This is a genomic window from Thermoactinospora rubra, from assembly GCF_002093975.1.
Classification (GTDB): domain Bacteria; phylum Actinomycetota; class Actinomycetes; order Streptosporangiales; family Streptosporangiaceae; genus Nonomuraea; species Nonomuraea rubra_A.
Genome location: NZ_MSZZ01000042.1, coordinates 119278 through 142790 on the forward strand (window position 1 = coordinate 119278; position 23513 = coordinate 142790).

24 protein-coding genes are annotated in these 23513 nt (G+C 71.0%); 15 read left to right on the plus strand and 9 right to left on the minus strand.

Annotated features, from left to right (window positions below):
- Positions 1-256 precede the first annotated feature (256 nt).
- Positions 257-1156 (plus strand): hypothetical protein, encoded by a 900-nt coding sequence (locus BSB02_RS28800; protein WP_084963709.1) that lies wholly within the window; start codon positions 257-259, stop codon positions 1154-1156.
- A 23-nt stretch (positions 1157-1179) separates the two neighbouring features.
- Positions 1180-2079, plus strand: coding sequence for a CDP-alcohol phosphatidyltransferase family protein (locus BSB02_RS28805; protein WP_240506710.1), 900 nt, complete (start codon positions 1180-1182; stop codon positions 2077-2079).
- Here the strand turns inward: BSB02_RS28805 and BSB02_RS28810 are convergent.
- Positions 2064-3359 carry an MFS transporter gene (locus tag BSB02_RS28810; protein ID WP_084963711.1) on the minus strand — a complete coding sequence of 432 codons (1296 nt, stop codon included), beginning with the start codon at positions 3357-3359 and terminating at the stop codon, positions 2064-2066. The genes BSB02_RS28805 and BSB02_RS28810 overlap by 16 nt on opposite strands.
- A gap of 110 nt (positions 3360-3469) precedes the next feature.
- Between BSB02_RS28810 and BSB02_RS28815 the strand changes: the two genes are divergently transcribed.
- Genes BSB02_RS28815 through BSB02_RS28830 form a run of 4 tightly spaced genes read left to right on the plus strand, consistent with a single transcriptional unit; the run spans position 3470 to position 8158 of the window.
- Complete coding sequence (locus tag BSB02_RS28815) at positions 3470-4450, plus strand: Lrp/AsnC family transcriptional regulator (RefSeq protein ID WP_084963712.1); 981 nt, start codon at positions 3470-3472, stop codon at positions 4448-4450.
- Complete coding sequence (locus BSB02_RS28820) at positions 4447-5751, plus strand: M20/M25/M40 family metallo-hydrolase (protein WP_084963713.1); 1305 nt, start codon at positions 4447-4449, stop codon at positions 5749-5751. Before BSB02_RS28815 ends, BSB02_RS28820 begins: the two co-directional genes overlap by 4 nt.
- A gap of 2 nt (positions 5752-5753) precedes the next feature.
- The gene (locus BSB02_RS28825) at positions 5754-6557 is read left to right on the plus strand and encodes a purine-nucleoside phosphorylase (protein ID WP_084963714.1); all 804 of its coding nucleotides are present in this window, start codon (positions 5754-5756) and stop codon (positions 6555-6557) included.
- Positions 6554-8158, plus strand: a complete 1605-nt coding sequence (locus BSB02_RS28830) for a phospho-sugar mutase (protein WP_084963715.1) — start codon at positions 6554-6556, stop codon at positions 8156-8158. The genes BSB02_RS28825 and BSB02_RS28830 overlap by 4 nt, the downstream gene beginning before the upstream one ends.
- Here BSB02_RS28830 and BSB02_RS28835 read toward each other — a convergent pair.
- The 3 genes from BSB02_RS28835 to BSB02_RS28845 are packed head-to-tail and all read right to left on the minus strand — an operon-like array spanning position 8136 to position 10355.
- Positions 8136-8630 (minus strand): GyrI-like domain-containing protein, encoded by a 495-nt coding sequence (locus BSB02_RS28835; RefSeq protein ID WP_084963716.1) that lies wholly within the window; start codon positions 8628-8630, stop codon positions 8136-8138. The two genes, BSB02_RS28830 and BSB02_RS28835, sit on opposite strands and share 23 nt — an antisense overlap.
- Positions 8617-9537, minus strand: a complete 921-nt coding sequence (locus tag BSB02_RS28840) for a sigma-70 family RNA polymerase sigma factor (protein ID WP_084963717.1) — start codon at positions 9535-9537, stop codon at positions 8617-8619. Before BSB02_RS28840 ends, BSB02_RS28835 begins: the two co-directional genes overlap by 14 nt.
- Positions 9537-10355 carry a MerR family transcriptional regulator gene (locus BSB02_RS28845; RefSeq protein WP_084963718.1) on the minus strand — a complete coding sequence of 273 codons (819 nt, stop codon included), beginning with the start codon at positions 10353-10355 and terminating at the stop codon, positions 9537-9539. The genes BSB02_RS28840 and BSB02_RS28845 overlap by 1 nt, the downstream gene beginning before the upstream one ends.
- Positions 10356-10485: 130 nt before the next feature.
- Here BSB02_RS28845 and BSB02_RS28850 point away from each other — a divergent pair, with 130 nt between their 5' ends.
- The 4 genes from BSB02_RS28850 (at position 10486) to BSB02_RS28865 (ending at position 14900) form a co-directional block, all read left to right on the plus strand.
- Positions 10486-11133, plus strand: a complete 648-nt coding sequence (locus BSB02_RS28850; RefSeq protein ID WP_084963719.1) for a TetR/AcrR family transcriptional regulator — start codon at positions 10486-10488, stop codon at positions 11131-11133.
- On the plus strand, positions 11130-12593 hold the full coding sequence (locus BSB02_RS28855) for a class I adenylate-forming enzyme family protein (RefSeq protein WP_240506711.1): 1464 nt from the start codon (positions 11130-11132) through the stop codon (positions 12591-12593). The genes BSB02_RS28850 and BSB02_RS28855 overlap by 4 nt, the downstream gene beginning before the upstream one ends.
- A 54-nt stretch (positions 12594-12647) precedes the next feature.
- Positions 12648-13370, plus strand: coding sequence for an enoyl-CoA hydratase/isomerase family protein (locus BSB02_RS28860; RefSeq protein WP_084963720.1), 723 nt, complete (start codon positions 12648-12650; stop codon positions 13368-13370).
- A 117-nt stretch (positions 13371-13487) separates the two neighbouring features.
- On the plus strand, positions 13488-14900 hold the full coding sequence (locus tag BSB02_RS28865; protein WP_084963721.1) for an ATP-binding protein: 1413 nt from the start codon (positions 13488-13490) through the stop codon (positions 14898-14900).
- 87 nt (positions 14901-14987) lie between these two features.
- On the opposite strand, the gene BSB02_RS28870 is transcribed toward BSB02_RS28865, so the two are convergent.
- Complete coding sequence (locus BSB02_RS28870) at positions 14988-15425, minus strand: NUDIX hydrolase (protein WP_084963722.1); 438 nt, start codon at positions 15423-15425, stop codon at positions 14988-14990.
- Between the two features lie 73 nt (positions 15426-15498).
- On the opposite strand from BSB02_RS28870, the gene BSB02_RS28875 reads away from it, so the two are divergent.
- The 4 genes from BSB02_RS28875 (at position 15499) to BSB02_RS28885 (ending at position 19034) form a co-directional block, all read left to right on the plus strand.
- Positions 15499-16287 carry a GntR family transcriptional regulator gene (locus BSB02_RS28875; RefSeq protein WP_240506712.1) on the plus strand — a complete coding sequence of 263 codons (789 nt, stop codon included), beginning with the start codon at positions 15499-15501 and terminating at the stop codon, positions 16285-16287.
- Positions 16288-16496: 209 nt separating this feature from the next.
- The gene (locus BSB02_RS40755) at positions 16497-16667 is read left to right on the plus strand and encodes a hypothetical protein (protein WP_158088748.1); all 171 of its coding nucleotides are present in this window, start codon (positions 16497-16499) and stop codon (positions 16665-16667) included.
- A 254-nt stretch (positions 16668-16921) separates the two neighbouring features.
- The gene (locus tag BSB02_RS28880) at positions 16922-18007 is read left to right on the plus strand and encodes a radical SAM protein (RefSeq protein ID WP_276206362.1); all 1086 of its coding nucleotides are present in this window, start codon (positions 16922-16924) and stop codon (positions 18005-18007) included.
- 220 nt (positions 18008-18227) lie between these two features.
- Positions 18228-19034: a hypothetical protein gene (locus BSB02_RS28885; RefSeq protein ID WP_084963725.1), complete on the plus strand. Its 807-nt coding sequence runs from the start codon at positions 18228-18230 to the stop codon at positions 19032-19034.
- A 7-nt stretch (positions 19035-19041) separates the two neighbouring features.
- On the opposite strand, the gene BSB02_RS28890 is transcribed toward BSB02_RS28885, so the two are convergent.
- The 4 genes from BSB02_RS28890 to BSB02_RS28905 all read right to left on the minus strand — a co-directional run bounded on the left by BSB02_RS28890 (position 19042) and on the right by BSB02_RS28905 (position 21733).
- On the minus strand, positions 19042-19623 hold the full coding sequence (locus tag BSB02_RS28890) for a PH domain-containing protein (RefSeq protein WP_084963726.1): 582 nt from the start codon (positions 19621-19623) through the stop codon (positions 19042-19044).
- Entirely contained in the window at positions 19620-20690 is a 1071-nt protein-coding gene (locus tag BSB02_RS28895) for an adenosine deaminase (RefSeq protein ID WP_084963727.1), read from the minus strand. Before BSB02_RS28895 ends, BSB02_RS28890 begins: the two co-directional genes overlap by 4 nt.
- 61 nt (positions 20691-20751) lie before the next feature.
- Complete coding sequence (locus BSB02_RS28900) at positions 20752-21102, minus strand: cupin domain-containing protein (protein ID WP_084963728.1); 351 nt, start codon at positions 21100-21102, stop codon at positions 20752-20754.
- Between the two features lie 4 nt (positions 21103-21106).
- Entirely contained in the window at positions 21107-21733 is a 627-nt protein-coding gene (locus tag BSB02_RS28905; protein ID WP_084963729.1) for an AMIN-like domain-containing (lipo)protein, read from the minus strand.
- A 123-nt stretch (positions 21734-21856) separates the two neighbouring features.
- Between BSB02_RS28905 and BSB02_RS28910 the strand changes: the two genes are divergently transcribed.
- Positions 21857-23513: SigE family RNA polymerase sigma factor (locus tag BSB02_RS28910; RefSeq protein WP_143591272.1), on the plus strand; the 1657-nt coding region annotated here is incomplete at its 3' end.

Consider the following 23513-nt stretch of genomic DNA (forward strand, 5'->3'; position numbering starts at 1 on the left):
TGCTCGCCACGCCCGACCCCTCCCCCGAGGCCGTCGACTCGGGACGCGCCCGGCTGCTGGCCGCGCTGGCGGCGCCCGCCGAGGACGACGTCGTGACGCCCGCCGTACCGTACGGAGACGCGGTCACAGGCGGGCGACGGCGGGCGGGCCGGGGGCGGTCACAGGCGGGCGGGGGGGGGGGGGGGGGCGGTGGCGGGCGTCGCTGCGCAACGGGCTCCTCGGGGCGACGGCGGCGGTCGCGGCGGCGGTCGCCCTGGTGTCGTCGGACTCGCTCGTCCGCATCTCGCCCGCTCCCGCCGTCTCCGCCATGGGCACCCCGGACGCGCGGCGGATCCTGCTCGCCGCGGCCGAGGCCATGGCCGCGGAGCCGGCCGACGGCGCCCACTGGCGCACCCGGGTGGTCTCGGGCCGGCTGATGCTGTCCCCGGACGCCCGCTACGTCATCCTGCGCCGCTCCACCCGGGAGATCTGGCTCGCCAGGCAGGAGCCGGGACGGGATCGGTGGACCGGGCGGTACCTCGGCGCCGAGCCCGCGACCCCCGAGGACGTCGCGGCGTGGCAGGCCGCCGGATCGCCGGCGACCTGGCGGTATCCCGCCGGCACCGCCGGACCGGCGCTCGTGGAGGCGGCGCCGGGCGAGCCGCGGCAGGGGCCGCACCGGGTGGGATGGCGCGACGCGGACGGCATCCTGACCAAGCACCTGGTCAGCTGGAAGGCGCTCGGCACGATCCCGGCCGACCCCGCCCGGCTGCGCGCGTTCCTCGTGGAGCACATCGCGCGGGAGAACGGCGCCTACATCGGCCGGCGGATGGAGGCGGACCTGCGCCGGGCCTGCCTGGAGATCATCGCCAGGCTGCCGGTCCCGCCCGGCGTGCGCGCCTCGGCGTACCAGATCCTGGCCTCGCTGCCGGGGATGAGGGCCGAGGGGAAGGTCACCGATCCGCTCGGCCGTACCGGGCAGGGGTTGAGCTACCAGGTCGTCCAGGACGGCCAGGTCACGCGGGAGCGGCTGGTGATCGACCCGGAGAGCGGGCTGCCGCTGGCCGAGGAGAGCCGACGGGCCGCCCGGACCGCCGACGGGCGGGACGTGGAGGTCGGCTCCTTCACGGCGTACGAGGAGATCGGCTGGACCGACGACCGGCCGCCCACTGACTGACACCTACGGGACGGAGCTCGACGATGGCTGATGCCGGCATGCGCGGATACACGCTGGAGCAGGTGCGCGCGCAGACCTACAAGGCACGGGACGCCTGGTGGACGGTGCTCCTGGTCGATCCCTTAGCCGGGCGTCTGGTCGTCTTCCTGGCCAACAGGACCGCCGTCACGCCCAACCAGATCACGGGAGCGGCCTTCTGCGTGGGCCTCGGATCCGCCGCCTGCTTCCTCATGGGCGGGTGGACCTGGCTCGCCGCCGGGGCCGTCCTCTACCACCTGAGCTTCGTGCTGGACTGCCTGGACGGCAAGATCGCCCGGCTCAAGGGCACCGGCACGCTGCTGGGCGGCTGGCTCGACTACGTGCTCGACCGGATCAGAGTGCTCGCCTGCGCGCTGGCGCTGATGTGGGGACAGTTCCGGGCCACGGGCGAGGAGCTCTACCTCGTTCTCGGCATCGTGGTCGTGTTCCTGGACATGCTGCGGTACGTGGACGCGCTGCAGGTGGCCAAGGTGCGGCGGCAGATGCGCCGCCGGCTGGCCGAGGCGATCGCGGACGCCGGGGAACCCGACACCGGAGAACCCGAAGCCGGAGAGCCCGGCGCCGTGCCCACCGCCGCCCTCCAGCAGCACGTCCACCGCCATCTCGCCTGGTACGTCCCGATCCGCGACTGGCTGCGCGACCGGCGCATCAGACCTCACCTCGTCAGCGGCATCGAGTTCCAGATGGCCGTGTTCATCGTCGGCCCGCTCACCGGCCTGATCGCCCCGGTGACCATCGGCACGGCGGTGCTGCTGCTGGCCTTCGAAGCCGCGATCATGTTCAAGCTCTGGCTGTCGTTCCGCGATCTGGACGCGGAGCTGGCCAGGATCCGCTCCCGCGCCACCCTGGCAGGCCGCCTGACGGCGCCTCACGCCAGGGGCTGATCCTTGGTCTCCCGCAACGCGAAGACGTAGACCAGGGTGGAGACGAGCGCCAGGGCGGACATGTACCAGGGGAAGAGCTCCGGCCTGCCGATGTCCTTCATCCACGTCCCGATGAGCGGCGCCGTACCGCCGAAAAGAGCCACCGTGAGCGAGTACGGCGCGCCCGCTCCCGCCGCCCGGACATGGGTCGGGAACAGCTCGGAGTTCACCGCCGCCGAGATGGCGGTGAACCCGCCGAGGAACACCATGCCGATGAGCTGGATGACCAGCAGGACGGCGAAGGAGTCGGTCAGCAGCGCCAGCAACGGCACCGGCAGCAGGGTGAAGCCGAGCCCGAAGGCGATGAGCAGCGGCCGGCGCCCGACCCGGTCGGACAGCATCCCGAGCAGCGGCTGCAGGACCATGAAGAAGACCAGCGAGATCGTGCCGATGGTCAGCGAGTCGGCCTTGTCGAACCTCACGGTCAGCTGGGCGTACGTGGGCAGGAACGTCGTCCAGGTGTAGTACGCGACGGTGCCCGCGATGGTGATCCCCACGATGAGCGCCGCCTGCCGCGGGTAGTGGCGCACGAAGTCGAACAGGCCGGGCCGCCTGGCCGTCCCCTTCTGGATCTCCTCGGCCACGGCCGAGGTCTCGTCGGCGCCGCGGCGGATCCACAGACCCACCAGGCTGATCAGTGCGCCGATCGCGAAGGGAATGCGCCAGCCGTAGGAGTTCATGGCGGCTTCGGACAGCATGGCGGCCAGCAGGGCGGCCAGGCCGGAGGCGAGGAGCTGGCCGATGGTCGTGCTGACGTACTGGAAGCTCGAGAACAGCCCCCGGCGGCCGGGCGGCGCGGACTCCACGAGGAACGTGGTGGCCGCCGCGAACTCCCCGCCCACCGACAGGCCCTGGATCAGGCGGGCGAGGGTCAGGACGATCGGCGCGAGGACGCCCGCCGCCTCGTACGTCGGGGTGACCGCCAGGAGCAGCGATCCCACGCCCATCAGCACGATCGTGAACGTCATCGCGGCCTTGCGGCCGAAACGGTCGGCGAACGCGCCCACCAGCAGCCCGCCGAGCGGGCGCATGAAGAAGCCCACCGCGAAGACGGCGAACGCGCTCAGCACCGGCACCAGGCTGTTGTCGGCCGCCGCGGGGAAGACCTGCGTCGAGAAGTAGATCGCCAGGAAGCTGTAGGTGTACCAGTCGAACCACTCCACGACGTTGCCGACGCTGGCCGCGACGAGCTGGCGCACGCGGCTGCGCGGTATCCCGACGGGCGACTGCGCGATGGTCACGAGGGGCTCCTTTGCTCAAGGGGGCGAGATGGCTTACTCTGCAACCGGACGACCGAAACAGTCAAATTTCAGCTAATACGTTTACGATTCCGACACGGGAGCGACGCTTCGTGGACGTTCTGGACCGGCGCCTGGTCGCGGCCCTCCAGGTCAGCCCCCGCGCCTCGTGGGGCGAGATCGCGCGGGCGGTCGGCGAGCACGAGCGCACGGTCGCCCGGCGGCTGCAGCGCCTGCTGGCCGACGGCGATGTCCGCGTCACCGCCATCTACGACGACCTGCGCTCGGGCCTGGGCCATCCCGTGCACCTGCACGTCCAGGTCCGTCCCGGTACGGCGGGCCGGGTCGCCGAGGCGCTGGCCGGCCGGGCCGACACCCGCTCGGTGTACGCGGTGACGGGCGCCGCCGACATCGGCTGCGAGCTCGTCGCCCCCACCCGGCAGTCGCTCCACGACATCCTCACCGTGGAGATCCCGGCCATCGAGGGCGTGACGCAGACCCAGACCCAGGTCGTCCTGCACACCTTCCGCACGGTGGCCGAGTGGCACGCGCCGTACCTCACCTCAGAAGAGGTCGCCGCGCTGCGGCCCCCGCTCCCCGTCGAGCCGCTGCCGGACTGCGACGACCTGTCGCCGCTGGACCGCGACGTCGCGGCGCTGCTGGTCGAGGACGGCAGGATCGGCTTCACCGCCATCGCCGAGCGGCTCGGCGTCTCCGTGCCCACCGCGCGCCGCCGGGTCGCCTCGCTGCTGGAGCGCCGCGTCCTGCTGCCCCGCGCCGAGGTGGAGCCGGCGCTGCTCGGCCTGGAGGTGGAGGCCCAGCTGTGGCTGTCGGTCCGGCCGCACGGGCTGGACCGGGTGGGGCAGACCCTCGCGGCCCACCCCGGCGTGCGGTACTGTGCCGCGACGTCGGGGACCCGCACCATGATCATCCAGGTGGCGGCGGCCCACGAGGCCGAGCTGTACCGCTTCCTGACCGGCGTCGTCGGCCCCCTCGACGACGTCGCCGACGTCGACGTCACCCTCATCACCCGCGCCTACAAGCGCGGCCACCTGCGCAAGTCCGGCCTGCGAACCATCGTGGAGAAGTCATGACCAACGCCGAGAACGAAGTCGCCGACCTGTGCGTCGAGCTGATCCGTGTCGACACCAGCAACTACGGCGACGGCAGCGGGCCCGGGGAGCGGGCGGCCGCCGAGGTCGTCATGGCCAGGCTGGCCGAGGTCGGGATCGAGGCGCACTACAGCGAGAGCGCCGACCGGCGCGGCAACGTCGTGACCCGCATCGAGGGCACCGACCCCAGCCTGCCCGCCCTGCTCGTGCACGGCCACCTCGACGTCGTGCCCGCCGACGCGGCCGACTGGAGCGTGCACCCCTTCGCCGGGGAGGTCCGCGACGGCTACATCTGGGGCCGCGGCGCGGTGGACATGAAGGACATGGACGCCATGATGCTGGCCGTCCTGCGGCAGATGGTCACCGAGGGCCGCCGGCCGCGCCGCGACATCGTCTTCGCCTGGCTGGCCGACGAGGAGGCCGGCGGCGAGCACGGCGCCAAGTACCTGGCCAGGCGCCACCCCGAGCTGTTCGAGGGCGTCACCGAGGCGATCAGCGAGGTCGGCGGCTACTCCCTGGAGGTCGACCCGGGCCTGCGGCTGTACCTCATCGAGACGGCCCAGAAGGGCCTGGCCTGGATGCGCCTGGTCGCCGAGGGCACGGCGGGGCACGGCTCGATGCTCAACGCCGACAACGCCGTCACCGAGGTCGCCAAGGCCGTGGCCCGCATCGGCGCCCACGAGTGGCCGCTCACCTACACCCCGACCGTACGCACCTTCCTCACCGAGGTCGCCGACGCCTTCGGCCTGCCGTTCGACCCCGAGGACCCGCGGCCGCTGCTGGACCGGCTCGGGCCGCTGGTGCGGTTCGTGGGCGCCACGCTGCGCCACACCGCCAACCCCACGCAGCTGAACGCCGGCTACAAGTCCAACGTCATCCCCGGCAGGGCCGAGGCCGTCATCGACGGGCGCTTCCTGCCCGGTCTGGAGGAGGACTTCTTCAAGACGATCGACTCGCTGCTCGGCGAGCGCGTGCGGCGCGAGTTCGTCCACCACGACATCGCCCTGGAGACGACGTTCGACGGCGCCCTCGTCGAGGCCATGATCGCCGCACTGAAGGCCGAGGACCCCACCGCGCGGGCCGTGCCGTACTGCATGTCGGGCGGCACCGACAACAAGACCTTCTTCGCCGACCTGGGCATCCGGGGCTTCGGCTTCGTGCCGCTGCGGCTGCCCGCCGACATGGACTTCGCGGCCATGTTCCACGGCGTGGACGAGCGCGTGCCGGTCGAGTCGCTGCAGTTCGGTGTGAGGGTGCTGAACAGGCTGCTCCTAAACTACTGAAGGTGAGCACCGATCCCTACATCCTCGCCCAGGAGGCCGCGAAGGCGCTGAAGAGCGCCACCGGCCTCGAGTCCTTCGACGTCGCCCTCGTCATGGGCTCCGGGTGGGTGCCCGCGGCCGACGCGATCGGGCAGACCCTGAGCGAGATCCCGGTCACCGAGCTGCCCGGCTTCGCCCCGCCCGCCGTGGCGGGGCACGCGGGCCGCGTCCGCGTCACGCGCACCGAGGCGGGCCGCCACGCGCTGATCTTCCTGGGCCGCACGCACCTGTACGAGGGCCGCGGCGTCGACCCGGTCGTCCACGGCGTGCGGACGGCGGTCGCGGCGGGCGCGCGGACGATCGTGCTCACCAACGCGGCCGGCGGCCTGCGCCCCGAGCACCAGAACATCGGCGACCCGGTGCTGATCAGCGACCACATCAACCTGACCGGCGCCAACCCCATCACCGGCGCGACCTTCATCGACCTGACCGAGGTCTACTCCAAGCGGCTGCGGGCGCTGGTGCGCGAGATCGACCCGTCCATCGGCGAGGGCGTCTACGTCGCCTTCCGCGGGCCCACCTACGAGACGCCCGCCGAGATCCGCATGCTGCGCACGCTCGGCGGCGACCTGGTGGGCATGTCCACGGTCCTGGAGGCCGTGGCCGCCCGCGAGGCCGGAGCCGAGGTGCTGGGCCTGTCGCTGGTCACCAATCCGGGCGCCGGCCTGGTGGGCGAGCCGCTCAACCACGAGGAGGTCCTGGAGGTCGGCCGCGCCACCGCCACGCGCATGGGCGTGCTGCTCGCCAAGGTGGTCGACAGGCTGTGAAGGAAACCGCGCTGGAGTGGCTGGCCCAGGATCCCGACCCCGAGACCCGCGCCGAGCTGTCGGCGCTGCTCGACGACCCCGAGGCGCTGCGTGAGCGGTTCGGGGCCAAGCTGGAGTTCGGCACGGCGGGGCTGCGCGGCGAGCTGGGCGCGGGGCCCAACCGGATGAACCGCGTGACGGTCATGCGCGCCGCCGCCGCCCTGGCCGCCGTGCTGGGGCCCGGCAAGCACGTGGTCATCGGCTACGACGCCCGGCACAAGTCCGACGTCTTCGCCCGCGACACCGCCGCCGTGCTCACCGGCGCGGGGCTGCGCGCCAGCCTGCTGCCCCGGCCGCTGCCCACGCCCGTGCTGGCCTTCGCCGTACGGCACCTGCGCGCCGACGCCGGCGTGACGGTGACGGCCAGCCACAACCCGCCCAGGGACAACGGCTACAAGGTCTACTGGCACGACGGCTCGCAGATCGTGCCGCCGGTCGACGCCCGGATCAGCGCCGCCATCGACGCCGTGGGCCGGGTGGACCGGCTGCCGCTCGGCAAGGAGTACGACGTGCTCGGCGAGTCCGTCGTCGATGCCTACCTGCGGGCCGTGACGCGGCTGCCGCTGGGCGACGCCCGCGAGCTGCGCGTCGCCTACACCCCGCTGCACGGCGTGGGGGCGGCGGTGCTGGAGCGGGCCTTCCTCACCGCCGGGTTCGACGCGCCGGCCATGGTCGAGGAGCAGCGCGAGCCCGATCCCGACTTCCCGACCGTGTCCTTCCCCAACCCGGAGGAGCCCGGCGCCATGGACCTGGCCTTCGAGCTGGCCGGGAAGATCGGCGCCGACCTCGTGCTGGCCAACGACCCCGACGCCGACCGCTGCGCGGTGGGCGTGCCGCTGGGCGACGGCTCCTTCCGCATGCTGACCGGCGACGAGGTCGGCGGGCTGCTGGCCGAGCACGTGCTGAGCCACACCTCGGGCGACTGCCTGGTGGCCACCACGATCGTGTCCTCCTCGCTACTGAGCAAGATCGCCGACGAGTACGGCGTGCGGTACGCCGAGACCCTGACCGGCTTCAAGTGGATCATGCGGGCCGGCGAGGGGCTCGTCTACGGCTACGAGGAGGCCCTGGGCTACAGCGTCGGCTCCGACGAGGGGCTGCCGGTGCGCGACAAGGACGGCATCGGCGCGGCCCTGACGGTCGCGGCCATCGCCGCCGAGGCCAAGCGGTCCGGGCGCACGCTGCTCGACCTGCTCGACGACCAGGCCCGCCGGTACGGCCTGCACGCCACCTCCCAGCTGTCGGTCCGCGTCGAGGACCTGTCGCTGATCGCGCGGGCGATGACCCGGCTGCGCGCCCACCCGCCGGTGTCGCTGGGCGGGCGCGCCGTCGAGTCGGTGGACGACCTGGCCACGGGCGTGGGCGGGCTGCCGCCGACCGAGGGGCTGCGCTACCGGCTGGCCGGCGGCGCCCGCGTGGTGGTCCGGCCGTCGGGCACCGAGCCGAAGCTCAAGTGCTACCTGGAGGTCGTCGTCTCCGGCGTCCCGGCGCAGGCCCGGGAGCAGGCGGCGCGGGAGCTGGAGGCGCTCAAGGCCGACCTCAGGGCCGCGCTGGGTCTTTGAGCCGGAACAGCAGCTGGGTGTCCCAGTTGTTCGGGTCGGGCTCCTGTCCCGGGTGGGTGTGGTAGACCTCCAGGCGGCAGCCCCAGCGCTCGCCGTCCGGCGTCTGCTCCATGTCCCAGCTCAGCCCGCGCCCGGCCACCCAGGCGTGCATCTCGTCGATGACGTCCCCGAGCTGGTCGGGGTGCCCGTGATGGGTGTGGGTGACGTACCTGCCCGCCGGCAGCACGCCGGGCGTGATCTCGCCCTCGCCGTCGACCCGGCCCGTGGTCGGGAACCCGGCCTCGACCACGAGCTCGCGTTCCATGTCGATCAGGTGGTAGCGCAGGAACGGCGGCCCGGCGATCTCGACGCCGTTGGCGGCCATCCAGCCGGCGATCTCGGGGATGCGGTCGGCGATCTTGCCGAACGTGGTCATGGTGATCGAGGCGGTGATCCCCACGTACGGCTGCGCTTGTCGCTCAATGATGTCCATGAAGGGTGTACGGCCCGGCCGCGCGGAACTCATCGAAGAGCGGGAAGATTCTTTCGGCGTCGAGGAACGTGGTGGTCCCGGAGACCAGGCCGCTGCGGGTCTCGACCATGAGGAGTGCGAAGGGGCGCCCGTCCGGGTGGAACTGGCCGAAGACCGGCGAGCCGTTGGCCCGGGCCGGGACCAGGCGGGCGTCGCGGCACGGCGCGTCGGAGTGCAGGAGGACGGCCCTGATGTGCTCCCGGCCGCGCAGCCACCAGGTGAACGGCGGCATGGACGTGGTGGCGTCCTCGTGCAGCAGGGCGACCAGGCGGTCCACGTCGTGGCGCTGGAAGGCGTCGACGTAGCGGGCGACCAGGGCCTCGTCCACCGGCTCGGCCGGCCCTGTGGCGGGCAGGGCGGCCCGGGCGCGCTGGAGGGCGCTGTTGACCGCCGCCACGCTGGCGCCGAGCAGGGCGGCCGTCTCCGCCGCCGACCACTTCAGCACCTCGCGCAGGATCAGCACGGCCCGCTGCCGGGGCGGGAGGTGCTGCAGGGCGGCGACGAACGCCAGCCGTACCGACTCCCGGGAGACCGCGAGCTCGGCCGGGTCCAGGAGCGCGTCCGGGATGGGCAGCACCCAGGCGGTCTCGGGCAGGGGAGCACCGATGTCGGGGCCGGGGCGGGCGGCGGGGGCGAGGTCCACGGGCCGGGCCCGGCGCCGCGCGCCGCGGAGCATGTCGAGGCAGACGTTCGTGGCGATGCGGAACAGCCACGTGCGGATCGAGGCCCGGCTCTCGTCGAAGGCCGCCAGGTGCCGCCAAGCCTTGACGAGCGTCTCCTGCACCGCGTCCTCGGCCTCGAACGGCGAGCCGAGCATGCGGTAGCAGTACCCCGTCAGCTCGGCCCGGTGCCGCTCCAGCTCGTCCATCACGCCTTGACTATCTCGATCTGCAGCTCGTGCACCCACTGCGCCCGGTCCGGCGGGCAGTGCAGGGACACCTCCCTGGCCAGGCCCACGGACCGGTAGCCGTTGTCCTCGATCCAGTGGGCCAGCGTCTGGAAGGTCTGGCCGACCTCCTCCATGGGACCGCGGTGGATGGCCGTGGCGGCCGTCCGGATCATGGGCAGGGTCCGCATCTCCACCCCCGCGCCCCGCGGCGGCTCGGCGGCCACCGGGAAGCCCGCGTGGATCAGCACGGTCCCGTCGTCCTGCTGCTCGTAGTCGGCGATGCCCGGGCCGGCGAGGCCCACTCCGCGCTCGTCGAGGCGGCGGCAGAGCTCCTGGAACAACGGGCCGATCACCGGGCCGACGTCCTCGGTCTCGTAGCTGCGGGCGGTGGCGCTCAGCCCGGCCACGCGGACCGGCGGGACGGTCTTGACGACGACTTCCACGCTCTGGAGGGCCCCTTCCGTCTCGATCATCCGGAGCCTCGCCTCCACCCCGCGCAGCCTCGCCAGGTCGGCGTCGATCTGCGCCTCCAGCTGGGCGCGGCGCAGCCGTACCATGCCGTGCAGCTCCTCGGCACTGATCTTGTCGTCGAGGATCGCGGCGACCTGTTCGAGCGTGAAGCCCAGGTCCTTCAGCGCGACGATGCGGTTGAGCCGGGCCAGCTGGGCGGCGTGGTAGGAGCGGTAGCCGGTCACGGGGTCGACGCGGGCCGGACGTAGCAGGCCGATGGCGTCGTAGTGGCGCAGCATGCGCACCGACACCAGGCCCATCCTGGCGAAGTCTCCGATGCTGAACATGGCGTCTCCAGGTGTAGGGCCTCACACGGTGTCAGGGTCAACAGTGTCTGGGTCAACACCCTAGCTACCGAACGCCCGTTAGGTGTAGGATTCGCTGGACCGAACGTTCGGTAGGTGCTCGGTGGGTGCAATGCTGACGACGACCGATCCCGCGCTGCGGATCAAGAGCGCGGCCGTGTTGATGTTCGCCCAGCGCGGGTACGCGGCGACGAGCATCCGCGACCTCGCCAAAGCGGTCAACATGACCAACGCCGGGATATATCACCATGTGGCGAGCAAGGAGGCTCTGCTCGCCGGCCTCATGCGCGAGGGACACGCCGGCCTCATCGAGACCACGCACCGGCTGCTCGACGGCGTCGACCGGCCCCGCGACCGCCTGGCGCTGCTGATCGGCTCGCTCACCGCGATCCACGCCCTCAACCCGATGACGACCCGCGTCATGGACGGCGAGCTGCGCTCCCTCACCCCGGGATCGGGCGCGCACGACGAGATCATCGCGCTGCGCGACGCCTACGAGGGCATCTGGCGCGACACCATCGCCGAGGGCGTGGCCAGGGGCGCGTTCATCGTCGCCAACCAGAAGCTGAGCCGGCTGGCGCTGATGTCGATGTGCACCGGGACCAGCGAGTGGTACCGCCCGGACGGCGAGTCCCCGCTGGAGGAGGTGTGCGCCGAGTTCGTCGGCATCGGGCTGACCGCCGTCAACGCCGATCCGGCCAGCCGCATCCCCCATCTGGACCTGTCCCTTCTGCCGATCTACCCGTGGGAGCCGCGATGACCGTCCCCGAGCTCATCCGACAGGCCGCCGACCGGTACGGCCGGCGGGAGTTCCTGCGCTTCCCCGGCGAGTCGCTGAGCTTCGCCGAGGTGGACGCGCGAAGCGACCGCATGGCGCGGGCGCTGGCCGGCCGGGGGGTACGGCCCGGCGACCGGGTGGCGGTGATGCTGGACAACGTGCCCGGCTGGCCGCTCAGCTGGATCGCGATCCTCAAGGCAGGGGCGATCACGGTTCCGATCAACGTGCGCTACCGGGCGGCGGACCTGTCCTTCGTGCTGCGGGACTCGGGGGCGGTGGCGGTGATCACCTCGCCGGAGTACGCGCCGCTGGTGGAGGAGGTGGGCGGCCGGGTCTGGCTGCTGGACTCCTTGACCGGCCCGGACTCGCCGGACTCGGGCGGCTTCGCCGTACCCGCAAAGCCCGATGATGTCGCGAATTTTCAGTACACGTCGGGCACCACGGGGTTCCCGAAGGCCTGCATGCTGACCCACGAGTACTGGATCGACAACGCCCGCCTGACCGCCGACGCGGTGGGGCTGCGCGACGACGACGTCATGATCATCGCGCAGGCGTTCTCCTACATGGACCCGCAGTGGACGTCGCTGATGTGCGCGGTCGGCGGCATCCCGATCGTGGTCCTGCCCCGCTTCTCCGCCTCCGGCTTCTGGCGCTCGGTCCGCGAGCACGGGGCGACCCTCACCTACGTGCTGGGCACCATGCCTTTGCTGCTGTACAAGCAGCCGCCCGACCCGCTGGACCGCGACAACCGCATGCGGCTGGTCCTGTGCTCCGGCATCCAGCCCGACCTGCACCGCGCCTTCGAGGAACGCTGGGGCGCGCCCTGGCGCGAGCTGTACGGCTCGACCGAGACCGGGCTGGACCTCATGACCGCCCCCGACGCGGTCGACACGGTCGGCACGGGCGCGCTCGGCCACCCGCCGCCCGGCAAGGAGGTCAAGGTCCTGCCGGAGACGGGCGAGATCGTCGTGCGCGGGCGGCCCATGATGAAGGGCTACTGGAACCGGCCCGACCCGTTCCGCGACGGCTGGTACCACACCGGCGACCTGGGCTTCGTCGACTCGGCCGGCTACATCCACCACGCCGGGCGGCTGAAGGACATGGTACGGCGGGGCGGCGAGAACATCTCGTGCGCGGAGGTCGAGAGCGTGCTCGCGCAGCATCCGGCCGTGCTGTCCGTCGCGCTCGTCCCGATTCCCGACGAGCTGTGGGGCGAGCTGCCCAAGGCGTTCATCCAGCTGCGGCCGGGGCACGAGCCGACGCTGGAGACGGCGCTGAGCGTGACCGCCCATGCGCGGGAACGGCTGGCGCGGTTCAAGGTGCCGGCCTTCGTGGAGTTCGTGGAAGGCTTCCAGCTCACGCCGTCGGCCCGCATCGAGAAGCGCCACCTGCTGCGGCCGGGCAAGGACCAGCGGGCGGACGCCTTCGACGTGCAGAGCTGACCCGCCTCCCGGCTACCCCTTGATGACCGCCTTCGACCTACCGGGGAGGACCCGATGATCGACGTGACCCTACGGGACGAGGTCACGGTGGTGACGCTCCAGCGGCCCGCCAAACTCAACGCGCTCACCTCCGCCATGCGCCGCGAGCTCGCCTCGGCCGTCCGGGGGGCGGCGGGGCGCGGCATCGTGGTGACCGGCGCGGGCCGGGCCTTCTGCGCCGGGGAGGACCTGGTGGAGGCGCGCGGCCGCTCGCTGGTGGAAGAGGTCGAGACCTTCCACGACCTCACCCGCTCGGTGCTGGAGACGCGGATCCCCGTCGTGGCGGCGATCAACGGGCTGGCGGTCGGCGGCGCGGCGGAATGGACCTTCTGCTTCGACGCGCGGATCGGGACGCCCTCGGCCGAGTATTTCCTGCCGGAGAACGGCATCGGCCTGTCGATCTCGAACGCCTCAAGCCTGCTCCTCCCTCGCCTGGTCGGCGGCGGCCGCGCCCTGCGGATGGTCCTCGACAGCGCGCGCCTCAGCGCCACGCAGGCCCTCGAAGCCGGCCTGCTCGACGAGATCGTGCCGCCGGACGCGCTGCTGGACGCCGCCCTCGCGCGCATCCACCGCTGGACCGCGCCGGGAGCGGCCACCGCGGTTCACCTGTCTTTGCTGCGCCCGTCCCTGGAGGAAGTGGAGCGGGCCTTCGCCGCCGAGACGGAAGCGGCGAAGGCGGTCGAGGAGAGCGGCATCGCGAAGGCCGGCATGGAGCGCTTCGCCAACCGCCGTCGCTGAGCACTGCCTGGTCGCCTGGTACGGCGAAGACAACCAATGTTGGCTGTACCAAAGGAGATACAGCCAAATTTGGCTCAACCAAAGGTGGATGAGCCAAATTTGGTTGCCAGGAGGGCGATGGGCAGGTTCATCGGGCGGCGCAACGAGCTGGAAAAGCTGACCAAGCTCTTCCGCCGGGTCGCCGCGGGAGGAAGGACCGATCGGCCCGGCAGAGCCGTCCTGATGCGCGGGCGGCGGCGAGTCGGCAAGTCGCGGCTGGCCGAGGAGTTCGTGAGCAGGATGCGGGTGCCCTCGTTCTTCTTCACCGCCGCGCGGGAGCCGCTCGAGGAGCAGCTGAGGGTCTTCGTCGCCGACGCCGCCCTGTCCGGCCTGCCCGGCTCCCAGCTGTTCGCCGACGTGCGCGCCACCTCATGGGACAGCGCGCTGAGCCTGCTCGTCCGGGCACTCCCTCAGGACTCGCCGAGCATCGTCGTCATCGACGAGCTGCCGTACATGATCGAAAGCGATCCGCACCTGGAGGGCCGCCTGCAACGGTGGCTCGACCGGGAGCTGTCGCGCCTGCCCGTGCTCCTGATCCTGATCGGCTCCGACCTGTCCGTCATGGAGGCGATCAACCAGTACGACAGGCCGTTCCACATGCGCGCCACGGAGATGGTCGTCTCCCCGCTGACCCCGCACGACATCAAGCACATGCTCGGCCTGGATGCGGCCACGGCGATCGACGCCCATCTCGTCACCGGTGGCCTGCCGTTGACGTGCGAGGAGTGGCCCTCCGGCGCCTCGCTGTGGGACTACCTCGAGGAGGCGGTGACGGACTCCTCGTCGGCGCTGGTGATCAGCGGGGAGCGGACTCTTGCCGCGGAGTTCCCGGCGGACGCGCACGCCCGCGTGCTCCTCAAGGCCCTGGGCGCGGGAGAGCGATCGTACTCGTCGCTGGAGCGCGCGTCGGGCGGCATGCCGGGGACGACGTTGCAGCGGGCGCTCCAGATCCTCATCGAGAAGCGGGTGGTGGTGCCGGAGCTCCCGCTGTCCACCAGGCCGTCACGGGAACGGCGTTATCACCTCGCCGACCCGCATCTGAGGTTCTGGCTGGCCTTCATCGGGCCGCACATGGCGGAGATCGAAAGAGGCCGTGGCGACCTCGTGATGCGGCGGCTGCGCCAGTCCTGGACCGCGTGGCGTGGCATGGCCGTCGAGCCGCTCGTCCGGGAGTCCCTGCGCCGCATGGACGGCATGCCGGAGGAGACCGGCGCCATCGGGAGCTACTGGACCAGAAGCAACAACCCCCAGATTGATCTGGTGGGCGCCGACCGGGAGCCGGTGGCCAAGAGGATCACGATGGCAGGCTCGATCAAGTGGCTGGAGGATCGGCCCTTCGACGACCACGACCTGGCCGAGCTCATCGTCCATCGGTCCAAGCTGCCCGGCGCCGACACCGCCACGCCGATGATCGCGGTGTCCCGGGGCGGCTGCACCGCCCAGGGCATCCGGCACATCTCGCCCGACGAGCTGGTGGATGCCTGGGCATGAGCGGGCCGCAGCACAGCCTTGGCAAGGCGCAGCGGGCCGTCCTGGACACGCTTTCGTCAACCGCGCCAGATCCGGGGGCATGGAACATCACAACGCGCTGAGCAAGCGCACCCCGTCATGGTGCCGTACGGCCGGCGCCTGATCGCTCCTCATGGCGTCAAGAACGCGGACGGCGAACGCCTCGGATGCCAGCTCGCGAACCTCATCGGCGGTGACCCAGCGGAAGGCGCGGGCCTCGTCGGTCTCGGCGAGCCGACCACCCACGATCTTGCAGCGGAAGACCAGGGCCACGATGCCGCGCGCCATGTTCTTGTAGACCCCAGTGAGAGCAACAGGCTCCACCTTGAGGCCAGTCTCCTCCTCTACCTCCCGAAGCAGGCCGGTGGTGATGTCCTCGTCAAGCTCCAAGATCCCGCCGGGCGCTTCCCAGTGGCCGTTGTCGCGGCGCTGGGTGAGCAGGGCACGCCCCTGATCGTCGATGATCACACCGGCGACGCTGACGGAGTGGGCGCTGGGGCGGTCCATAGGGATGTCTCCCGCTTCGGTAGAAGCTAGCCTCGACTGTAGTAGACGTATGTACGAGTTGAGGAGTTGGCCGGTGGCCACATCGCTGACTTTGCCGGATCTGGACCCGACAAGCGACCGGGCCGTGTTCCGCCAGATCGCCGATCACATCCGGCAGGCGATTGAGCGCGGCCAACTCCGCGAGGGTGACAAGGTGCCCTCGGAAGCTCAGCTCATGCAACACTACGGCGTCGCGCGCATGACGATCCGCCATGCTCTGCAAGTCCTCCAGAGCGAGGGCCTGACCGTGGCCGAGCACGGGCGGGGCGTCTTCGTGCGCTCGCACCCTCCGATGCGGCGGCTGGCCTCCGACCGGTTCGCGCGCCGGCATCGCGAGCAAGGCAAGGCCGCGTTCATCGCCGAGACGGAGGATGCGGGCGGTAAGCCGTCTGTGGACTCCATCAAGATCGATGAGGTGAAGCCTCCGGTGGAGATCGCAGAGCGCCTGAGTCTCGGCCCCAATGATCGGGTGATTGCCCGATCGCGACGCTACTTGATCAACGGTCAACCCGTGGAAACGGCGATCTCGTACGTCCCGATGGAGATCGCCAAGGACACGAAGATCATGGAGCCGGACTCGGGCCCCGGCGGGATCTACGCGCGCATCGAAGAGAAGGGCTACCGGCTCGATCATTTCGTGGAGGACATCAAGTGCCGGATGCCGCTGCGCGATGAGGCGCGGGCACTGAAGCTCGCTCCCGGTGTGCCGGTGTTTCACCTCGTGCGTACGGCTTACGCGGCGGATGGCACGCCGGTAGAGGTATGCGACACCGTCATGTCGGGAGACGCCTACGTGCTGTCCTACGAATTGCCTGCTCGATAGGGCTTTACAAGCTCATCTAGAGGAGTATAAAAGAATCAAGCATCTCCTCTATGCGAGTAGACGTCTAGGAGAGATTGGCCTGAGGTGCCGCAGAGGTGCCCGGTGTATGTGACCGCTCCTCCTGATGATCCGCAGGCGGCGGCTCGGCAGGTGCGGGCCTGGACGAAGCTGATCGGGCCGTTCACTGCGGTGGTGTGGGAGGTGGAGTGATGTACGTGCTGCCGATGCGGCTGCCTTCGGGTGGAGGTCGCCCCAGTGCGGAGTATGTGCGGGCGTGCGTCGTTTCGTTCTTCGGCTCCTGGGAGAACGCGCTGCGCAGTGAGGACGGCAGGGCGGTGATCGCTCGCTACATCGCCCCGCCTGACGGCCTCGACCCCTGAGACGGGGCGCGATGGTGCGGCAGATCCCCACGCCGGACCTCCTCCGGGATCTCCGGTGACCGTCCGTCGCGCCCGTGGTGGCACGGCAGCGCGAGTGCTTCCCGCCCTCCGGGTGGTGGGAAGAGACTGCCAACACTCGCGCTGCCGTAGCCCTCTGCAAGGCCAGCCGAGGAAGCGAGGAAGGCGCGCAGTGACGCGAGAGAGGAGGGAACGCCATGCATGAACTGATCGTGAGCCCGTTCATGGGTGAGTACGTGGTGCTGCGGCCGGGCAGTCCCGGCGGGCTGCGCATCTCCCCGGCGAAGTATCAGGAGGTCGCCGCGCAGGCGGGTTCGGGTGGAACGACGCCGGTCTGGCTGGCGGAGGCGGCCGGGAAGCTGTGGGGTGTGGAGCTGGCCGGGATGCCGGTTGGCCGGGCCGTGCTGGTGCGCGTGCCGTCCTCGCTGGAGTTCGTCCGCGCGACGTATGAGCTGAACCTTGGCTGCAACTACGACTGCGAACACTGCTACCTCGGGCTGAAGCGGTTCGAGGAGCTGAGCTGGCCCGAGCGGGAGAAGCTGCTGTACATCCTGCGCGATGCGGGAGTGCTGTGGCTGCAGCTGACGGGCGGCGAACCGATGATCGACAAGCTGTTCCCGGAGGTCTACGGCCTGGGTTACGAGCTGGGCATGATGCTGAGCATCCTGTCCAACGGCTCCCGGCTGGCCAATGCGAAGATCCTGGAGCTGCTGACGACGCATCGGCCGCACGACATCACGGTCAGCGTGTACGGCGCGAGCGAGGCGAGTTACGACGGGCTGACGCGCCGACCGGGGGCGTTCAAGAAGTTCGTCAAGGGCGTGAGCGCGGCGGTGGAGGCGGGGCTGCCGCTGAAGTTCAGCCTGATCGTGACCAATCACAACGCTCACGAGCTTGAGCAGATGGAGGCCATGGCGCACAGGTGGGGCGTGCCGTACGTGTCGTATGTGAACATGAGTCCGACGATCTACGGGGGCGCGGAGACCCTTCCGGCTCAGTCCCTGAAACACTTGCGAGCTCGCAAGCCGTTCACCGGCTGCCATGCGGGTCACACCTTCTTCCACGTCGATCCGTTCGGGCGGGCGAGCATCTGCAAGATCGGGAGAGAACCCAGCGTGCCCCTGATGGCGGAAGGCGTCGAAGGGCTGTCGCGGCTCGGAGAGATCGCCGACTCGCTGCTTGTGCGGCAGGGCGGGTGTACGGGGTGTTCGCTCAGCGCCTCGTGCGGGACGTGCATGCCCTTGGTGACGCTGTACCGCAAGGCCAAGTCTCCGCTGAGCCGCTACTGCCAACACCGAGAACGAGAGGAGGTGAACAGCTGAGATGTCAACGGTCTGGGTGGAGCTTGGACCTCGGCCGACTCCGGCACCCGAGATCGAGGTGATCGCGGATCTGGAAGTGCTGCTTGGTCCCAACAAGTGCTCCTGTTCGGCGGGCGATGACCAGCCGTATTGATCCTCGGTGCCGCGAGTCCGGCGAGATGGTGCCGGGCTCGCGGCGGAGGATGATCACGATGAGACCGGGGCGCAGGATGGAGGCGATGTGGAGCGAACGCACTGGGAGGAGTTGCCGGCCGAGACCCGTGGGGCGATTGAGCGTCTTGCCGGGCCGATCACGACGGCGGCCACGGTCGAGGAGGGGATGAACTCACAGATAGCGCTGGTGGCCCTGTCCGGCTTCGGACGAATCTTCATCAAGGGCATCCGGTCTGACGACCCGCGCGCCCGGATGCAGCGCATGGAAGCGATGATCAACCCGTTCGTCCGGCACATCTCCCCGCGCCTGCTCTGGCAGACCACGGCGGGCGGATGGGAGCTGCTGGGGTTTGAGTACGCCGGAGGGGAACACGCGGACTATGGCCCGGGATCGGCGGATCTGCCGCTGGTCATCGAGGTGATGGAGGAACTGCAAGGGATGCGGTGTCCGGGCCTGCCCTTGAAGACGGCCGAGCAGCGATGGGCGGGCTATGTCGGCAGCTCGGCGGAGCTGGAGCACTTTCGCGGGGAAACGCTGCTGCACACCGACTACAACCCGTGCAACGTCCTGGTGGGCGCGCGGGCAACGTTGATTGATTGGGCGTGGCCGACGCGGGGTGCGGCCTGGATAGATCCGGCGTGCTGGGTGCTGCGTCTGGTGGCGCAAGGTCAGACGCCTGCGGAGGCGGAGTCCTGGGCGGGGCGGGTCGGCTCGTGGCGGGAAGCAAGCGCTGAGGGGATTGACGCATTCGCGCGGGCGAGCGTGCGGCTGTGGGATGAGATCGCGGCTGCCGATCCGCAGCCGTGGAAGACGGGGATGGCGCTCGCGGCGCGGGAGTGGTGTTCGTATCGCGGTAGCGGGCCGCCGGCATGAGGCCGGGCTACCCCACCACCGCGACGACGATCATCACCAGCGCCAGCCCGACCGCGACCAGGGAGTCGGGCGCCCATCGCACGCTCACCTGGCCCCGCTCCCGCGTGGCCCGCCGGGCCGCCTGAGCGCGCTCGGTGATCTGCTCAGCCACCCAGTCGGCGTGCGTCTTCCCCGCCAGCGCCTCGGCCGCCAGCTGCTCGCCCCGGCTGCGCGCCTGCTTGGGCACGGCCTGGCGCTGGGCCTTGGCCCGCTCGCGCGAGGAGGCCATCGGAGTCCACAGCCGCATCTGGTGGCCTTCGCCGTACTCCACCGAGATGGCGTGCGACGCCCGCGCCTCGCCGACGGCGGACCAGGGGGCGACGATCGTGCGCAGCGGGTTGCGCACCCGCAGCGCCTCCTCGGTGAACACCGTCGCCGGACGCAGGCCGGTGATGTAGACCACCACCGTGATCACGGCCAGGACGGCCGCCGCGACGAGCGTGCTCTTGCCGGTGTAGTGCGCGGTCAGGTCCCAGACGTTGAAGGCGGCGAACGCCATCCACACCCAGGCGATCGCGAAGGCTCCGGTGGAGCGGTAGGTCTGCTTCATGTCCGCCACTTCAGCTGCGCGAAGCCCGGCTTGATGACGCCGTTGATGAGCGAGAGCCGCTCGTCGAAGGGGATGAACGCCGACTTCATCGCGTTGATCGTGAACCACTGCAGGTCGTCCCAGCCGTAGCCGAAGGCCTCGACGAGCTTGGCGAACTCCCGCGACAGCGTCGTGGCGCTCATCAGCCGGTTGTCGGTGTTGACGGTGACGCGGAAGTTGAGGCGGCGCAGCAGGCCGATGGGGTGCTCGGCGATCGAGGGCGCGGCTCCGGTCTGCAGGTTGGAGGTCGGGCACATCTCCAGCGGGATGCGCTTGTCGCGCACGTAGGCGGCCAGCCTGCCGAGCTTGGTGCCGTCCTCGGAGATGTCGTCGATGATGCGCACGCCGTGGCCAAGCCGGTCGGCGCCGCACCACTGGATGGCCTGCCAGATCGACGGCAGCCCGAACGCCTCGCCCGCGTGGATGGTGAAGTGCGCGTTCTCCCGCTGGAGATACTCGAACGCATCCAGGTGGCGGGTGGGCGGGTAGCCCGCCTCGGCGCCGGCGATGTCGAAGCCGACCACGCCGACGTCGCGGTAGCGGACCGCGAGCTCGGCGATCTCCATCGAGCGGGCCTTGTGCCGCATCGCGGTCAGCAGCGTGCCGACGCGGATGTCGCGGCCTCGCGAGCCGAGCTCGAAGCCCTCCAGGACCGCCTCGACGACCTGGTCGAGGCTCAGGCCCGCGGCGGTGTGCTGCTCCGGCGCGTAGCGCACCTCCGCGTAGACCACGCCGTCGGCCGCCAGGTCCTCCGCGCACTCGGCGGCGACTCTGACCAGCGCCTCGCGCGTCTGCATCACGCCGACGGTGTGGTCGAAGGTCTCCAGGTAGCGCTCCAGCGACCCGGAGTCCGCCGCCTCCTCGAACCATTGGCGCAGGTTGTCGGGGTCGGTGGTGGGCAGGCGGCCGTAGCCGCTCTCGCGCGCCAGGTCGACGATCGTCTCCGGGCGCAGACCGCCGTCCAGATGGTCGTGCAGGAGCACCTTCGGCGCCCGCCGGATCTCCTCGAGTGTGGGTCGCTGGCTCATCTGGCCATGATAAGTCCTGGAAAACCGTGGTCCCGGAGCCGCCGCGAGCCCTGTGGAAAACCTAGTCGCGGTTGGCCGTCTCGGGCGAGAAGGCGGGCAGGCACACGGCGACGTACTCCGCGCCCTCCGGCCCGCTCGAGTACCGCACCTTCTCCCCCGGCGAGGTGACGATCGACTGCCCCGCCGAGACCTCCGTGACGCCCTCGGCGTGTTCCACGATGACGCTTCCCCGCAGCACGACGGTGTACTCGGTGAACGACGGCGTCTGGGCGGGCTCCTCCCACCCGGGCGGCGCGACCATGTGCGCGATGGAGATGGACTCGTCGCCGCTGTTGACGCGCCCGACGTGCTCCTCGATCACCTTGCCGCCGGGCACCGGGATCCGGGTCGCCCCTTCGATCTTTCTCACCACGCCATCAGTGTCCCACGTCGACCACGAGCCGGTCGGGGCCGGTCAGCTCGCGCACCCGGAACCCGGCACGCCGGTCGAGCGCCAGCCCGACGCCGACGTAGGCCTCGAAGTCGCCGGTCCGCACGACGCTGCGGACGTTGCCCAGGTCCGCCTTGAAGATCGGGCCGCCCGGCCAGGTGGGCTCGCCGTCGTCGGTGTGGGCGTTGGCGGGGTGCAGCCTGATGTGCAGGTACGCCCCGGCGGGCACCTCCAGCTCGCGCCCGGAGCCGTCCTCGACGAACTCCTCGACCCACTCGACGGTGTAGCCGGGGACCTCGCCGCGGAAGTCGATGACGACCCGGTCGAAGCCGTCGTGCCTGGCGAAGCGGACGTCCGTGAGGAGCGCGGGCTCGCCGCCGCGCGTCACCTTGACCTCCTTGGTGCTGGTGGGCACGGGGAGGGCCGCGGGCGAGGGCCTGGCGGGGTCGGCCGGGGTGGAGCCCTCGGCCGTGGCTGGTGCGGGCGCCGTGGCGGTCGCGGAGGAGGTGCCGGTCGTGCCGCCGGGTCCCGCCGTGCCGCACCCGGCCAGTACGGCGAGGCCGACGAGGCCAACGAGACCGGCGACGGCGCCGGCGATGCGTGAATGCCGCATGGCCCGTAGATTCCCACTCCCCTTCCGCGCATGCGGCGCGTATGCCAAGACAGCTATGAGCTTCCGGCTCTGGATCTTGCGGATACCGCCCCTCTACTGTGATCTCCTCACAAGGAGGGCAAAGTGGGTGATTCCCATGGTTTTTCGCGCTTCGTCGCGGACCATGCCGACCGGTTGGCGCGCACGGCGTACGTCCTGACGGGCGACGCCGCCCAGGCGCGCGACCTGGCCAGGCGGGCGCTGGCGGCCGTGGGCCGCCAGTGGCCGGCGCTGCGCTGGAATCGGCCGGGCGAGGCAGCCTTCCGTGAGCTGTACCACCCGTTTCTGGAGGGCGCGCCCGGAGCCCTGCCCGTGCCGGGGTTGTCCCGGCGCGGCTGGGCGGCGGTCGTGGCCCTGTTCCACGACGGCCACCATGAGCTGATCGCCGCCCGCCTGTGCGGGCTGTCCGTGCCCGACCTTCACGTCGAGGTCTCCCAGGCGCTGTTCCACCTGCGTCGCGCCCGCCCGGAGCTCTTCGCCGACGCCGCGGGGCAGCCCGGCGCGGTACGGCCGGCCGTACCGGAGGAGCCCCGGCAGACGGGATGGGCCGCGCCCTGGGACGCCCCCGCGCAACGGCCGGCCGAGCCTCCGGCGGACACCGGCCCCGGCCTGCGCGCCGCGCTCGCCGCGTATGCCGCCGACGCGCCGCTGCTCCAGGATGCCTTCGATCTGGTCCTGGAGGTGGAACGACGACGGCGTGCCAGGACCGCGAAGCTCGCCGCGGTCATCGCCGTCACGGCGGCGGCCCTCGTGACCGGCCTGGTCTACGGCGTCAGCGCGCTGGGCGAAGCCGTCGCCGCCCGGCAGGAGCGGGCCGGCGAGTCCTCGACGTCCTACGACGAGTACATGGAGGACGAAGACGGCCTCTGGGCATACGCCGAGGAGGAGCCCGTGCCCGACGCGGCCCTCACCAGGCTCCCCGAGCCGGTCAAGTACGCCTACCAGGGCTGGTGCAGGGAGCGTCCCGATCCCCGCAACCCGCCGCCCTGCCTGCAGTGGCGGGTGGTGACCGGGTCGGGCAAGGAGTGGCGAATCGCCGGAGCCCAGGCCGGCGTGCCGGAGGGCGCCAAGGAGTCGTTGCCCTTCACGGTGAGCCAGGACGGCTGGCGGATCGCCTACGTCCGCTCGGAGGACTTCCGCTACATCGTCCACGACCTGCGGACCGGCACGCAGAAGGCCATCGAGGTCGCGCACGAGGGCATGGAGCCGCGCCTGCACGCCTCGCCCAACGGCCGCTTCTTCGCCGTCACCTTCGGCGTCCCGGAGAACGCCAGGGGCGCGATGCTCGACTTCGAGACCGGCCGGAGTCTCCAGTCGATCGGCGGCGACATCCTGGCGATCAGGAACGACGGCTGGCGCGTGGTCCGCACGAAGCGCGAGGTCACCAACGTGCCCGGCTTCGCCGTTCTGACCCATCTCGGCCTGGAAGGTCCTGACGGCCGGATCCACCGGGCCTTCCGCGTCGACGCCGGCATGCTGGACTACGGCTGCGCGATCTCGCCGAACGGCCGGGCTCTGGCCATGGTCACCAGGGACCTCAAGCTCGTGAAGATGGACCTGCGCACCGGTCTGGTCTCGGGGGAGCGGGAGAACGCCGAAGACGCCGTCTCGGTCGAGCGCTGGGACCGGCATGGGGTGCTCCTGCGCGTCTGGGGGGAGGACGACGGCGTCTACCTGGACTACGAGTCCGAAGGTCACGGCTACCAAAATGCGGGCCAGTGCTCCGGCCTTCAGGCCGGGG